The sequence below is a fragment of the Pseudoalteromonas sp. SaAl2 genome, from assembly GCF_052947895.1.
In genome coordinates this window covers 3,658,485-3,675,001 of sequence record NZ_CM129605.1, presented here as the reverse complement: position 1 = coordinate 3,675,001, position 16,517 = coordinate 3,658,485, and the positions used below count along the sequence as shown (strand labels likewise).

The following is a 16,517-nucleotide window of genomic DNA, read 5'->3' as shown; positions in this document are numbered from 1 at the left end:
TTGATGAGTTTTTATTCAAGGAATGAAGATGACAAAACTAGCGCGTAACATAATGGTGGTTGATGACTCCAAAGCGATTTTGATTGTTATGGAGGCAATTTTAAATGAACTTGAAGTACCCCAAGTTACTACCTGCCTAAGCGCTCAAGAAGCGCTTGATAAAGTCAAACAATCCCCTTTTTTATATGATGCTGTATTTACTGACCTAAATATGCCAGAAATGGATGGCATGGAGCTTATTCGCCTCCTAGGTGATATAAAATACACAGGCGCGATTGTTATTATTTCTGAAATGGACATTAAAGTCATAGATTTAGCCGCTGACTTGGCTAAAAAAAGTAATACTCATCTAATTGGTAATATCGCAAAACCAGTGCAGCTTGGCCAGGTTCACACCTTACTTAAAAAGCTGGAGCATTTAGCCTATCATATTGAAAAACCAATTGAGCCAATCACTGAATCACAATTACTTCATGCAATTAGTTATAATAAGGTAACTCCTTACTATCAACCAAAAGTAAATCGTCACACCAATAAAGTACAAAGTGTTGAAGTACTTGCACGAATTATGACAGAAAAAGGTGATATCATTTTACCTGAGCGTTTTATTTGTGTTGCTGAAGAATTAGATCTAATAAACCTTATTACTTTTCAGTTATTTGAAAAAGCAACAGCGGATTTTAGCGAGCTAAAAAATAGCCTAGGTTACATGTTTAAACTGGCATTTAACCTATCTCCTTGCCAGTTAGAGGATTTAAGCTGCCCTGATAAATTAGCGCTCATCTTACAGCTTAATAATTTAACACCCAATGAAATTATTTTAGAAATAACCGAGCAACATGCACTATGTAGTAATGCGCAATTAGAAACATTAAACCGCTTACGAATACGCGGTTTTGATATTTCTTTAGATGATTTTGGTATCGGTTTTACTAATGTTAACCAGCTAAAAACCTTACCTTTTACAGAAGTTAAAATTGATCGTACTTTAATCAGCCACATAGACACAGACCAATTTTCTCAAGTCATTACCAGTAGTTTAGTTAATATTGCAATTCAAAGAGATATTGTGATTGTTGCTGAGGGCATAGAACGCATTGAAGAACTTGAGTATCTCGATCGTTTTAAAGAATTTATTTTGATGCAAGGTTTTTTAATATGCGGACCAAAAGCGAAACAAGACTTTACTCGCTGGGCAAAATCATGGCTGCAAATGACTAATAAATCGAGTCGTAGCCAGCGCTAATCCTTATTTTCATCGTCGTCACTTAGCAGCTTGTCAGACGCAGCTAAGCGCTGGCGCCAACGTTGTTTGGCAACCATTTGCATATTAGCTGATTGATCATGTTCGTCGATTATATCTAAACCCATCAGCGCTTCTATCATGTCTTCGAGTGTAGCAATGCCTTGCACTTCGCCATACTCATCAATGACTAGGCATATATGCGTACGTTCGGCTAATAAAGTATGAAATAAGGTAGGAACGTAAAGTGTTTCTGGCACAGTATAGATAGGTTTGACGAGCTTACTTATCTTATATTCTTCCCCAATCCGGTGGTAAGCCAACATAATGTCGTTTTTATGTACAAAGCCGATAATATCATCACCGTTTTTATCATAAACAAGCACACGTGAAAATGAAGATGAGCCATGCTCTGCTAAATACTGATTAACGGTAATGTCCTTATGTACCTTAAATAACACGGTACGCGGGGTCATTATTGACTCAAGCTTGGCATGGCGAAAATGCAACAAGCTACGAATTATTTCAGATTCCTCTTGATGCAGAGCACCTGATTCTGAGCCAATATCTGCCATCGCTTCTATTTCTTGACGAATATAAAATGCCTCATCGTAATTTCTACCCAGTAAATTAGTTAACTTATCAGCAAACCAAACAAAAGGTTTTAATACCACCACTAAATAAATTAGCCCCTTTGCGACTATTGGGGTTAATGCCCGCCAATGATTAGCTCCCAAAGTTTTTGGAATTATTTCAGAAAGAACTAATACCAATAGAGTCATTATTGCGGAAGCAATTCCCACGGCGGCATCTGAAAAAACCACTGCGGCCTGTGCACCAACTCCAGCAGCGCCGGCAGTATGCGCTATGGTATTTAAAGTTAAAATTGCCGCTAATGGCTGGTCAATATTCTGTTTTAACGCTTCAACACGTTTCGCAAGCTTTGGCTTTTGCTTTCGCAATAAAGCAATATAGCTTGGCGTAATGCTTAGTAACACCGCTTCCATTATCGAGCATAGAAAGGATATGACTATGGCTGCTAGCATGTAAACAATTAATAACGTCATTAAATTCCCCTCATAGCTGGACTAATGAGCATCCTAACAATACATGCTATATTTAGCCAAATTATCGTTCACAGGCTTAATTATGACTTTCACTTTATTTGCAAAATCATACCCCCGGTACATTGCAAAAACACTTAGCTTATTAGCATTGTGTGCTACTGCAAACTCAGCGCTAGCCTCTTCTCTTGATAAGAGTAATATTGCGTTTATTGGCCCGCTAGGCGAACAAATGCAGCTAAAGCCCTACCAAACGCAGCACCATGATGCGATTATCGATAACTTGCTACCCAACTTACAAGCAGACAGTAAAAGCATTTCCGTATTTGGTAAGCAATATAAATGGCAAACGCTAAGTGATATAAACGCACTAACTTTGGCAGGTATACAAGGACTAAAATTTACTGTTAAAAGTAATCGTTTCAGCCAAGGCACGCTAAAACTTATTGGTATAGAGCAAGCTAAGGTTTTTCTCAATGGTCAACTACAAAGTGCTAATGACCACAGCTATGAACTGGCTTTTACGACTGGCGAACATCAAGTTGTTATCATCGCTGAACAAGTAGCTAACTGGCATAACGTTGATATTGAATTTAGCCCAAAATCAGAGTTTGACAACATTACTATTAGCCAACAGCCAAGTAGTAGCTTATCTGCGAAGCAGTTATTTGATGCACCAACCATCAGCATGCTTTCACTGTCACCCGATGGCGAACATTACATTACCAGCACACGCCATTACAGTGATAAAACCACTAACCAAGCACAAATAGTGACCGAGCTTAAAAATCAAGATGATAAAGTCGTTTATCGCTTTGAATCAGGCCAACCTAGTAATGTGATTTGGAGCCCTGATAATGATTATATTGTTTATTTAATCGATGGCCAATTGAAGAAGCTTAATCGCCACACGCTCGCATTAGATGTAATTGCGAATAACCTTAAAGGTGCGAGCGGCTTTGAATTTTATACCAATACAAGCCTACTTTTTACTTGGTCAAAATACCCTGAAGCTGACACGGGTCTCACAAAGCATTATCGTGGCTTACAAGATCGTTGGTCATATGCTCGTACAACTTCGCAAGTATACTTGATGGATATTAGCTCAGGTTTGAGTAAAGCACTTAGTGAAGGGCCACTCAGCCATAGCATTGAAGATTATAATAGCGAGCAAGGCACTGTACTGCTTAGCCGCAGCGCTCACTTAATGGAAGCCGCGACTCATCCGCTAACCGAGTTATTAGAAACAGATATCAAATCAGCACAACATACTGTTTTAGGCCAATTTAAAACATTTAACCAAGCAAAGTATACCCAAAAGGGGATATACGTTGTCGCAGGGCCAGACTTTAAGCAAGGACTTGGCCGAAATATTCCAACTGATATGTTAGCAAATAACTACGACGGTCAGCTGTATTTATTGACCCAGCAAGGCAAGCAAGCTGAAGCATTAAGTAAAGAATTTGACCCTGCGATTGGGCAAATAGACGTACTTGGTAATGGCGATGTCGTACTTAAAGTCACTGAACAGGATACGCAACAGCTTTACCTTTTTGATATAAGTAAAAATCACTTTAAAAAGCTTAAAACCAAACTTGATGTAGTTGAGCAATTTAGCGTTTCAAAAAATCGTTCGCCGGCTATTTTATATAGTGGAACCACGGCATCAACACCACAACAGTTGAAGCGTTTAAACATAAACAAAAATAGAGCCAGTACCGTATGGGATTCTAAACCACTAAACTACGCTGCAACTAAAACCCCAACACTTGAAGAGTTTAACTTTACTAATCAACAAGGTGTAGAAATTAAAGGCCGCGTGTATCTGCCAACCAATTTAGATAAATCTAAGAAGCACCCAGCTTTGATTTATTATTATGGTGGTACATCACCGGTATCGCGTGGTTTTACTGGTCGTTATCCGTTTAACTTATGGGCAGAAAATGGTTACATTGTTTACGTTGTGCAGCCCACAGGGGCGACTGGCTTTGGCCAAGAGTTCTCTGCTAAGCATGTCAATGCGTGGGGCGAACACACCGCCGACGATATTATGCAAGGTACTCAAGCTTTACTTGCTCACTACTCATTTATTGATAAGAACCGTTTAGGTAATTTAGGCGCCTCATATGGTGGCTTTATGACCATGCTGCTAGCAACTAAAACCGATATGTTTAGTGCCTCTATCGCACATGCAGGGATTTCAAATATTACCTCATACTGGGGCCAAGGTTGGTGGGGCTATTTATACTCAGGCGAAGCATCTAAAAATAGCTTCCCTTGGAACAATAGCGATTTATATAGCCAACGTAGCCCGGTGTTTCATGCAGATAAAGTAACGACACCTTTACTGTTATTACACGGCGATTCAGATACTAACGTACCTGTTGGCGAAAGCCATAATATGTATACAGCATTAAAGCTACTTGGCAAAGAGGTCGACCTTATTGAATATAAAGGCGCAGATCATCAAATATTTGCTCGTGACAAGCGCTTCAATTGGTGGAACACCATGCTCGCCTACTTTGACAAACATTTAAAACAAGAGCCGCAATGGTGGCAATATTTATACCCTGAAAAATAACGTTTCGCCAAAAGAAAGAAAATGACCCATTTTCTTTCTTTTGTTTTGTGCAAAAAACTATAAAAAACCCCCACTCTGCACTCTCCCCTTTTACTAATGAGTGCTAACATAGGGTTATTATTGAAAGTAATTAAGATACTATGACTATTCACGTTTTACTGGTTGAAGATGACGAATTATTAGTTAAACGCATCATCAATCACTTTGCTCAAACCGAGTTTCACATTGAAAACGATGCAACGGGTGCTCAAGCACTTGAGATTGTTAAATCCCGTGAAAGCGCCAGCAATGCTATTTCATTAGCCGTTGTAGATATAGTTTTACCTGAACGAGACGGTCTTCATCTAGCAAAAGAACTGAATACACTCACTAACATTGGTGTGATCATGCTATCTAGCCGCGACTCACAAGCAGATAGAATTGCAGGCCTTGCGCAAGGTGCTGATGATTATATTTGTAAACCCGTAGATTTGTTAGAGCTTGAGCTACGTATGCGAGCACTTTATAAACGCTTAAAAAGCAATAATAGCAGTAGCGATGAAAGCGAAGAGTTTATCGAATATGCAGACTTCAAATTGCATCCAGACAACCGTACTTTAATCACTGCTAATGGCATTGAGTCTAGGCTCACAGAAGCGGAACACAAAGTGCTAATTTGTTTGATCAGTAACGCCGGTAAAGCCACTTCCCGAGAGAAGATATCTGAAGAAATTGGCCAGCCGGATTGGAGTCCAAACGACCGAACGGTTGATGTGCTAATTGGCCGCTTACGTAAAAAGTTAAGTGACGAAAAAGACCAAAAGCGCATTGTTACTGTACGTGGCAAAGGCTATATGTTATCAATTTAATATTGGCTCAGCTGTGCTAATAAACGTTCAAATGCCCGATAATTTAACGCTTCCTTTAACTCACTTAAGGTAATATTTTCCTGCCCTTTTAAGTCACTTATCGTCCGCGCCACTTTAATCACTCGATGATAAGAGCGTGGCGATAACGACAGTTTCTCACTGGCTTTGGCTAAAAACTGTAACTCCGCTGCTGCCAGTACACAATACACGCTCATCTCTTTATTATTAAGCCGTGCATTCACTTTGCCTTGCCGATTTAACTGTAAATTATAGGCAGCTTCTACGCGGGCTCGCACTGTTGCACTGCTTTCTTCCTCTTCAGTGCTTTGTAACTGAGCGCTATTTAATCTAGGCAACTCTATCTGCAAATCGATACGATCAATAAAGGGCCCAGATACCCGAGATAAATAACGCATAACCTGATCAGGCGTCGCACGTTTATCATTATGACAACCGGTGGGGCTTGGGTTTAAGGCCGCTATAAGCTGAAATTGCGCTGGGAATTCCATTTGTCGTGCAGCCCTTGAAATAGTTACCGTGCCGGTTTCCATAGGCTCACGTAAAGAGTCTAGCACTTTTCTTTCAAATTCAGGGAGTTCATCTAAAAACAGCACGCCATTGTGCGCCAACGATATTTCGCCGGGTTTAGGGTTAGAAGAGCCGCCAACTAAAGCCACGGCGGAGCAAGTATGATGGGGACTACGAAAAGGTCGTTTACGCCAATTTGTTAAATCGATAGATTGGCCAATGATAGAATAGAGCGCGGCACTTGAGAGAGCTTCTTCATCAGACATACTCGGCATTATAGTAGGCATACGCTGCGCGAGCATCGATTTACCGGTACCTGGCGGCCCTAAAAATAGCAAATTATGGCCACCAGCCGCTGCGATTTCTAATACTCTTTTAGCCCCCGCCTGACCCTTAACATCACTTAAATCATGGATAAAATGCGTATTATTAACGCGCTGCGCATACTCAATGTTTAAAGGCAGTGGCTGCTGGTTAAGTAAATCATTCCATACATCTTGAATTGAATAAACAGCCTTGCGAGCAACTCCGTTAACTAAACTTGCTAAGCTATCATTGACCGCGGGTAAAAAACAGCACCGGCCTTGCTCTTTCGCAGCTAATACCGACGGTAAAATAGCATTCACGCCACGCACTTCACCGTTGAGCGCAAGCTCACCGTAAAATTCATAACGCTCGAGCTCATTACACACCACTTGCCCTGATGCGACTAAAATACCCACGGCTATTGCTAAATCGAATCGGCCACCGTCTTTAGGTAAATCTGCTGGCGCTAAATTGACGGTAATTCTCTGATCTGGAAAACCAAATTGAGAGTTTTCTAATGCGCTACGAACTCGGTCTTTTGCCTCTTTAACTGACGCTTCAGGCAGGCCAACAATATGAAAAGCAGGCAAACCATTACCTAAGTGAACTTCAACCATCACTTCTGGGGCTTGAATCCCTATTTGTGCGCGAGAATATATACGAGCTAACGACATCCTTTGTCCCTGTAATGTTACTTTTATTACAGTCTAGTCAGGATATTTGAAAATATGTAGTGTTAGTTGCCATTTCATGGCTGCTAAGCGTAAAAATAAGGTCGTTAGCATTGCTAAAACCATAGCAACTTCTGTCATTACATTAAATGAGATGCTTTGCGTATACACAAATCCACCAGCAATGCAGGTGATCGCGTACAGCTCGCCTTTTAAAAGCATCGGAATATTGCCAGCTAATACATCGCGGATCATCCCACCAAAACAACCAGTGATTATTCCCATTATAATCGCTGTCGTAGCAGGCATGCCTGCTAATAATGCTTTTTGCGCCCCCATCACTGCAAAAAATGCTAAACCAAACGCATCTGCAACATGTAAATGGTATAACGGAATAGACTTTTGCTTATTGATTAGTCGCGCGGTAACAAAAATAGCAGCTAAAATAGCGATAAAATAACTTTGATCATGTAACCAAAATACCGGCACATCTAGAATTAAATCGCGAAGAGTACCTCCACCAATAGCGGTAACGGTTGCCAGTACTACCACCCCAAAGCCATCCATTTTTTTATCATACGCAATTAAAGTGCCCGACACAGCAAACACGGCTACGCCAATTAAATCAAACCAGTGGTAAAGTTCAGTCATATTTGTAACTAAAAGTTGAGAATATGGACTTTGTATCATAAACCTTAACAACTTTTAAGAATTAGTCACTTTTTCTAATCACTCAATAAATTATATTTAAAAGCGCTTTGTGCTGCTTAACTTTGCTTTGCCAGCTTCAATAAATACTTCTTACGCTTTAAGACAAGCACCTTCGGTAGACAGTAAATCCGTAGAGCTTAAAAATTCACAATTACTTAGCTCAGTAAGATTAATGGTAAGGATAAAAATAAGAACTTCTTACATCACTCATTAATTAGTAACAGGGTCATTTCGACCCTGTTACTAAATTAAATAATTACTACGGTTGTTTAATCATTTCTCCCATCACACTAATATGTAACTCAGGGTCTTCTTGCATAGGGTGATTATCTGGCGCTTCGAAGCCAAATGCTGACACTATGAAGCCACTTTCAAGTTTCGAGTATGGTGTTATCATTACACCATACGTTGAGTCTTGCGTTGGAGCCAGAGGACTGAAAGCTTCGCTATATAACTTCAGGTTCCCAAGATCAATAGACCATGTGGCAATGCGTATTTCACCGTTGATTTCAAATTGTGCTGTGCCATCACTTTTAACTTCTATGGCAATTTCGACAGTACCACTACCATCTTCAGTAACATGTCTAAGCCTATGCAGACCAACAACATCTGCCGCAGTGAACTTCTCCTGCACCATAATATCTGTCACGCGCTGCATCACGCCAAAGTCATCGCCATCCTTCCAAATAAGCTTATTGCCTTCTGCTTTTATAACAAAGTAAGGGTCATAGTATTCATCTCCCTCCAATTCATTAATATATGTTTCGACCGTAACATTCAGTACTTCAGGGTCACCGCTTAGATCTCCTTCAACAATATAAGTTCCTGCAGCAATAGCTGGATCCGACTCATTTGTATGTTCAAATTCAAAGATATAACCATCACTTTTCAATACTGACAAGAAGAAATCATTATTAGTAATTGAGCCGTCAAAATAAGCTCCCACATGGGGCTTACTAGGATCATAAATGCGCGTCATTTCATATGTGAATCTTTCATAACCCGCATCACCTTCACCACATTTATCACCAGTATAATCATCTGCGCATTCATCAACTGCCAATGCTATAGTATCGCCATCAGCTAGAACACTAGCATAGATAATATGACGAATATTATCAGTCCCAGGGGAGACGATATCACTACTTAACCCCCATGAACCATTGGTGTCTTCAATTACACTTACTGTTACTCGACCTGTTGTTTCATCCCACGAAAAATCACCAACTTCATAGCCTAAAAATGCATCGTCAACATCATCGTTACCTCTGGTTTGTATATGAACCCATTTACCATCTAAGAATACAATGACTACCGTTGGTTCATGGGCCAGCTGCCATGCACCATCAAGTGGATGTGCTGGCGTTGGACGAACCACCACGACTTGCTCTTGAGCTTTAGCTGAATCGAAATACCAATTTTGTTGATCCGCTGCTGTACAGGTTGCCGTATTCTCGTAAACACAAACGGTTAGGTATTCGCGATCAAAACCACTGATTTCAGCCTTCATCGTCCCAAACAGCATTTTCCCTGCAGCTAAGGTGTAGCTATTTTCAGTTGTCGTACCTTGATATTGCTGAGTTAGCGTATATTCATTTTTATCAAGCTCTTCATTATACGTTGTCGCGATTGTAATTGATTCTACTGCTTGCTCCTTTGGCGTATAAAGTGTGATGTAATTAACATTGGTTGGGTAACCATTTTCATCGAAGCCTGAATTGTTTTCTAACCAATATGGCGCAAATTTATTGACCCCATAGTCAGCAGAAACCGAGAATTCACGGATATGTGACGAGTAATTTTCAACTCTCTCACTACCATCATAATTAAAGAAACGGTATTTACGGTAGCTGTAGAAGAGGCCATTATTTTTAGCCAACAGTTGTTGCGAAAACTCACTATAAACAGGGCAGCTATTATCTGGACGATCACAGATAGGCTGAACACCTGAGTCAGTAAAATAGTTATTACGAATGAATTTACCTTCACTATCAACTAGCCAAGAACGGTAGTTTTGGTCAAGATTAAAGTTCATTAAGCCATCTTCATATACATCATAATGAAGATCTATTTGCGGCACGTTATAACCTTGGTAAATAGTCCATTTACCTAATAATTCAGAGCGTTCAAATGTTAAAGAGTTATCTTTAATCATTAACCCAGAAGCTGTACGTGTTGCACTTTCATCTTTAGCATTCAAAGATGCAACAAACTGATAACCTGCGACAACATCTTTAACCAACCAAAATGCATAATTAAAGCTAAGCTCTTCAGCTTCGCTAGTTACTTGCAGCTGATTGCCAAGAATAGTCCAAGTGATCGCAACTGGAGTCTTATCATTATCAACCAGTGTACCTGTACCGCCACTTTGCAAATTAAGTGCAACAGCCTCACTAAAACCATCAAACCGAGAAATGCGGTCTACATACCAAGTGCCAAGCAGTTGCTGCTCGTTTACTGTTAAGGTTTTTTCTTTCGCTATTAAAGTTAGGTTGCTAGAGTTCTCGTTGGTATTTACCACCTCAGAGGATGACTCAGCTATTGTTTGGTATTGCTCATAAAACTCCACTGTGCGATTAGCTTCGTTCTCTAACAAAACAGTCATATTCATCGCGACCAGATAGTTACACTGTTCTTGCTCGGTACCACTGTCGTCTGATACAAAGCTACATGACTCTTTTACCGGCTCAGTAAGTGAAATTGCAATATCACCACCTTGTTGTTGCCAAGTAAACGATGTATCTAAATTATAAGTACTAAAATAACCAGAACCATCACTATTAAAATTAACCTGCGAAGAATTATAATTATAATATTTAGGTGCCAACATTACATATTGGCCACTGATCTCACCAATACTCTCATCGACGAGGTCGTTATCTTCTTTTATCTCATTCTTAGTGGCTTCAATTAAATCAGGATCTTGGCTATTAACGGTATTAACAAAATTATCTATATCGTCGGCATTTGAAATTAACTCTAAGGTTGATTCAACGCCTTCAGGCAATTCATAGGCTTCATTATCAACAACTATCTTAATTAAAGCGGCTAATCGTAATTTTTCATCCGCATCAACAGCTAGTAATGCGTTATCAAGTGCCTGTTCATCTTCTACCTCACCATGATCTCGCTTAATAAGAGCAAACTCTGATGTGCTTACGTTGGTAATGTTAACGCCGAAATTTTCATCTTTTGTCAGTTTTCCATCTTCTCCAGCTTGCGATAGTAAGGTAGCCACTGAACGCAATTGTGAAATAAATTCAACTTCAGGATTAAACGCGTTGTTGCCCAGTGCAACCAGCTTAACGAGCTTATTGGCATACGAGTCATCAACTTCTATATCAATGCTGTATATACCGTTCCTATCAGCATCTATTGCAAATTCTTCATCACCAATCATCACTACAACATTCGGTGAGTCAATCGGCTTATCCGTCACGATACCGGTAATTGTTACTGTTAGTACTTTACGCTTTAATTCAATTGTCACTTGAGCTGATGCTGTTGCCCCTTCGTTATCGGTTACAGTGACTTCAAGTACCAGTTGTGCATCATCTTCAAGTTCAGGAGCAGTAAAACTAATATTTGCAGTGTCACTGCCTGTCAAGGTGATTTCTGGCCCTGACACATATTGCCATGAATAACTAGCAATACTGCCATCGCTATCGCTTGCGGTAGCTGAAATTTCCAGATCACTTCCTTCAGTTACTTGTGTATCACCAGAAATACTCACTGTAGGTTTATTATTAGACGTTGGTGGTGTTGAATTATCCTCCCCCCACTATCACCACCACCGCCACAACCGGCAAGATGTAAGGAACTAATTAGTAGCGCTGAAGCCCCGAGACTTTTCATTTTATTTGATGAACTCATTTTATTATCCTTATTTACCTACAATTCAAATCAAGCATTTACTCAACATTAGCTAAAGTGCGAGCTTGATAAATTAGGTGGATGTATTGATAAACGAGGAAATAGCTTTTCAACGATACATAAAATGCTGAGCCAAGCAATCCAAAACTAGGAAGTCAGACATCCATGTAACATATAAATTTATTCCATTTCGTGTATCGGTAGATGTGCGCATTTAAACGCCGATTAGCTTTGTTAATAGTAGGTGAATACACTAAAAAACAACGTATTTATTTACGCCAAAAATGCACTCTTATCCGACAAAAACTAAACTTTCAATAACCTAGAACTAATCTTCATCACCATGGATGAATAGATATTTAACTGCCTAATACAAAATACAGGGCGAAAGGAGTAATTAAAAATAGCAGAAACTGGCCTACTCTCCAGAATCCGCCGAAGGAGAAAACTCAATACAACAAGCTAACTTGCTGCTTTTAATAAAGATGCCGATGCACTATATTAAAGTATAGGATTAGATAATATGACTTGCGTTTTAAAACTAAGTTACAGCATAAGTGAAGACTCAAAAAAAAACAGCTCTCATTTGCGACGAAATTGTTCTCATATACGACAAACCATTAAAATCAACTAGTTAGAAATCTGAAATTCTTTTGCTGTCATACCATATTTAGCTTTAAATGATTTTGAGAAGTGAGATCGAGACGTAAACCCTACATCATCTATGACTAAATTAATTTGCCGACCCTGTTTTAATAACTCAGCCGCCTTGGCCAGTCGAAAATCGCGGATGTATTCCGTAGGAGATATATTAATCAATACTTTTAATTTGCGCTGAAATTGTCGCTCACTTAAAGCGAGCTCTTTGGCGCAACGTGGGACTGTTAATTGTGTATCGTTATAATGACTTTCGAGGAAATCATTCAAACCTGATAATAGCTGAACATCTTTGGGATCATGCATAGGCTCATTGACTGCAATTGCGGGGAGAGTTTTTTCACTGTCTGTTCGCTGGTGATAGGTTTTAATCCAGGCTATCCAGTTGTCAACTTTAACCAATAACTCTGCGCGGTCAAAAGGCTTTGTAATCACATCAAGAGCATAATGGTTTAACCCTTTTAATTTACTTTCATGATCCCCTTTCGCTGTTAATATAATCGCAGGAATATGGCACGTGACATGAGAATCATGCACTGCTTTTAATAACTCAAAACCGTCCATTTTAGGCATCATTAAATCAGTTATTAATAAATCAGGTACATGCTTTAACATAAGTTCCATAGCTAGATCGCCATCTCCAGCCGTCAGCACAGTGTATTTCTGTTTTAACTCATTTCGAAGGTAATACCGAAGTTCATCATTATCTTCTACAATGAGTACCATAGCTGAATGCTTATGTTTTTTCTCATGAGCGACAGCCACTTTCTGACCATCTTCAATTTTCGCTGTTTTTTGTGCAGCGACTAACGCAAATTTAATTGTAAACTTAGCTCCTTCACGTAACTTACTTTTTAAATCGATTTGCCCTTGGTATTTATCAACAAGCCTTTTTACAATTGATAAACCGACCCCACTCCCTTCAATATTGATATTTCCTGTTGCGCGATAAAACAAATCATAAACCTTATCAAGTTCGACTTCAGCTATGCCTCGACCTGTATCGATAAACTCGATAACTGCCTGTTCATGATTGGCGAAAACCTTAAACTCAATTTTCCCAGTTTCTGTATATTTAAAAGCATTACTCAATAAATTATTAAAAATAGTGATTAAGCCTTCTCGGCTCGCTTCAATATATAGGGCTTCTTCAATATGATAATCAAATTGTAGGTTTTGCTTGCCTAGTACTTTAAATTGTTCGGCAACTTCTCGTGAGATAGCTGAAAGGGAAAGCAGCTTTACTTCATCATCACCGCTTTCATCAAACCGCGTTAAAGTTAATAATTTATCGACTAATCCCTCTAAGCGTTTAGCATTTCGTAAAATTAAGTTCAGATCCTCACGTTTTTGCAACTCCCCCTCATTAGCTAATAATGCTTGAGTTGGTGCAACAAGTAAGCTTAACGGGGTTCTTAACTCATGTGATGCATGGGTAAAAAAGCGTACTTTACTTTCGAGGGTATTGCTCAAGGCAACAGCCTGCTTTTCAATGAGGCTTTTTTGTGTTGCTATTTCTTGAGTTCGCAACGCCACAGAATGCTCTAACTCGTACTTTTGACTGCGTAAACGACGTGTCCATAAAGTACTACACAACCAGATAAAACCAATTAATAAGATAAAGTACAAAACATATGAAATTGGCGTTTGCCACCAAGGGGTTATCACGTGAAAGTTTATTACTAGAGGAGTTATGGCTTTTGCGCCAGCATTAGACGTTGCCTCAACAACTAACTTGTATTTCCCCGCAGGTAAGTTGGTATATTCAATTGCAATACTACTACCTGTTGCGGATCGCCATTGTTGCTCAAAGCCCGTTAAGCGATAACGAAACCTATTTTCTTGAGGCTCTTGATAATGCAGATAATTAACCCCAAGCGAGACCCTTTTTACTGAGAATGGGATAGTTAAATGACGGCTTTTATCAACCTCATAATGCATACCGAACTCACTGCCAATACTATTCACTAGCGGCTGATCATCAAAACTTAATTGTGTAAGTGCTAGCTTTGCGGATAACTGTTTTGCTGTTTGTGTATCTGGCGTAAAAACAGTGAGCCCTTGGGTACCACCAAATATTATTTTACCTTGACTGGTTTTGTAATATGCGCCCGCATTAAATTCATTCCCTTGTAAGCCGTCTTTAGCTTGAAAGTGTTCCATATTAAGTGTTTCGGTGTTCACTTTTACTAGGCCATTATTAGTGCTCAGCCAAACATATTGCCCCTGCGATATTAGTCCGTACACCACCTGATTTGGCAGTCCTTCCTCAATACCTAAGTGAATTATTCTACTGGATTTCGCTTTTATAATATTCACACCATTAGAAGTAGCAAGCCACATATCACCATTTTCAAGCAATAAAAATGCGCGCACCGTATTATGACTTAGGCCTTCACCCTGCGATGATTTACTAAAATGAGTGACATCTTCAGAGCGCGTATTAAATTTATATGCGCCACTTCCATCTGTAGCAATCCATAGATTATTATCTGAACCTTGATACAAACTTGTTACTCGAGGAGCGTCGATTAATAGAGCACTGCCTTGTTGAAGCTTGGCGTAACTAATAAACGAGCTTAACTCTCGATCAAATCGAAACAGTCCCCCTCCATTGGTACCTACCCATACTTGATTGCGGTTATCGACTAACAGGCTATAAATGCTGTTTTCACTCAAGCCATGATGACTATCATCAGCATTATACCTAATGAGTTCGCCTTCTTTGGTGATCACGTTTATGCCGTCAGCCCAAGTACCGATCCACGTATTACCAAGCTTATCTTGCGTAATTACTTTGACAGCATTGCTCGATAAGGTCAGTGGTGATGACTGCGTATCTAAATGCTGTAATCGGTTAAATTTCTCATCCAGTATGTCAATACCGCCTCCCCAACTTCCATACCATAGCCGGTGCTGTGGATCCTCATACAGTGCCCATGAATCATTACTCGATAATGGGTCTGGCTTTTTTAGCTTTGTAAAGTTTAAAGATGCGGGATCTAGCTTATTGATTCCATTTGCAGTACCAAACCACATAATACCCGTTTGGTCCTTAAATACGCTGTACACTCTGTTATGAGCTAGACTATACCTATCGAATGGATCATGCTTTAAATGAGTAAAACGCTTTTGTAATTTATTATATATACTCACACCACCACCACGAGTGGCAAACCAAACCCGTCCTGCATCATCGAATTCGATATCCCGCACTTGGTTGCTAGATATCGAGTAGGGATCATTTGGATCATGACGCCAGTTTATGTATTTATTACCAGCTAGATTAATCCTGTAAACGCCTCCTCCTTGTGTAGCTAGCCATACATTGGACTCTACATCCTCCTTAATCGAAAAAATGCTCGGATGTACTTTATGACTATTAAAAACGCTATGTAGGTAATTATTAACAAGCTGATTTGTTTGCAAATCATAATGAAAAAGCCCACTGCCATGAGTGCCAATCCATAAAACACTATTAATCATTGTGAGTGCATAAACTGGTTTTTTTAAATGTTCTGCAATTGTTTCAATTTTTGCGGACTCACGACTTATTCGATATACAACCCCATCAAATGTGCCAACATATAACCAACTTTTAATTGGAAGTACTGAGGTAATACGCTTATTTTTTAAAAATGGGGCAGCAAACTCATAGTTATAAAGATTCAGTTGATTCAACCCACCATGACGTGTGCCAATATATAATGTGTTTTGATTATCTAAGGAAAGGGGATAAATATAATTATTAGTTAAAGAGTTAGTATTTTTCGCAGATGTCTTAAAAACGTCAAAATGGTTGCCATCATACCGATTAAGACCATCTTGTGTAGCAAACCACATAAAGCCGAGCTGATCTTGCTCTATATTAAATACCACACTTTGCGACAAGCCCTCTTCGATACTGTAATGCTTAAACGCCGCAAAAGCACTTGCAACCTGAAAGAAACATAGGAAACTAGCTAATACCCATAGCTTAACTTTCATCCACTACTCTTTAATCTTTTTGTTGTTAGGATAAAGAATAGACGAAAC

7 protein-coding genes and 1 pseudogene are annotated in these 16,517 nt (G+C 39.4%); 3 read left to right on the top strand and 5 right to left on the bottom strand.

The features are described from left to right. Positions 1-28: 28 nt before the first annotated feature. Positions 29-1,246 carry an EAL domain-containing response regulator gene (locus ACU8V8_RS17345; RefSeq protein ID WP_446888331.1) on the top strand — a complete coding sequence of 406 codons (1,218 nt, stop codon included), beginning with the start codon at positions 29-31 and terminating at the stop codon, positions 1,244-1,246. Here the strand turns inward: ACU8V8_RS17345 and ACU8V8_RS17340 are convergent. Next, complete coding sequence (locus tag ACU8V8_RS17340) at positions 1,243-2,310, bottom strand: hemolysin family protein (protein WP_446888330.1); 1,068 nt, start codon at positions 2,308-2,310, stop codon at positions 1,243-1,245. The genes ACU8V8_RS17345 and ACU8V8_RS17340 overlap by 4 nt on opposite strands. Before the next feature lie 82 nt (positions 2,311-2,392). On the opposite strand from ACU8V8_RS17340, the gene ACU8V8_RS17335 reads away from it, so the two are divergent. Continuing rightward, the gene (locus ACU8V8_RS17335) at positions 2,393-4,888 is read left to right on the top strand and encodes an alpha/beta hydrolase family protein (RefSeq protein WP_446888329.1); all 2,496 of its coding nucleotides are present in this window, start codon (positions 2,393-2,395) and stop codon (positions 4,886-4,888) included. Positions 4,889-5,028: 140 nt separating this feature from the next. After that, on the top strand, positions 5,029-5,736 hold the full coding sequence (locus ACU8V8_RS17330; protein ID WP_446888328.1) for a response regulator transcription factor: 708 nt from the start codon (positions 5,029-5,031) through the stop codon (positions 5,734-5,736). Here the strand turns inward: ACU8V8_RS17330 and ACU8V8_RS17325 are convergent. The 4 genes and pseudogenes from ACU8V8_RS17325 to ACU8V8_RS17310 all read right to left on the bottom strand — a co-directional run bounded on the left by ACU8V8_RS17325 (position 5,733) and on the right by ACU8V8_RS17310 (position 16,469). Beyond that, entirely contained in the window at positions 5,733-7,244 is a 1,512-nt protein-coding gene (locus tag ACU8V8_RS17325; protein ID WP_446888327.1) for a YifB family Mg chelatase-like AAA ATPase, read from the bottom strand. The genes ACU8V8_RS17330 and ACU8V8_RS17325 overlap by 4 nt on opposite strands. 33 nt (positions 7,245-7,277) lie before the next feature. Further along, on the bottom strand, positions 7,278-7,892 hold the full coding sequence (locus tag ACU8V8_RS17320) for a trimeric intracellular cation channel family protein (protein WP_446888326.1): 615 nt from the start codon (positions 7,890-7,892) through the stop codon (positions 7,278-7,280). A 319-nt stretch (positions 7,893-8,211) separates the two neighbouring features. Continuing rightward, positions 8,212-11,688 (bottom strand): annotated as a pseudogene (locus tag ACU8V8_RS17315) (PKD domain-containing protein); the annotation flags it as partial. 767 nt (positions 11,689-12,455) lie between these two features. Continuing rightward, positions 12,456-16,469: a two-component regulator propeller domain-containing protein gene (locus ACU8V8_RS17310; protein WP_446888325.1), complete on the bottom strand. Its 4,014-nt coding sequence runs from the start codon at positions 16,467-16,469 to the stop codon at positions 12,456-12,458. Positions 16,470-16,517 lie beyond the last annotated feature (48 nt).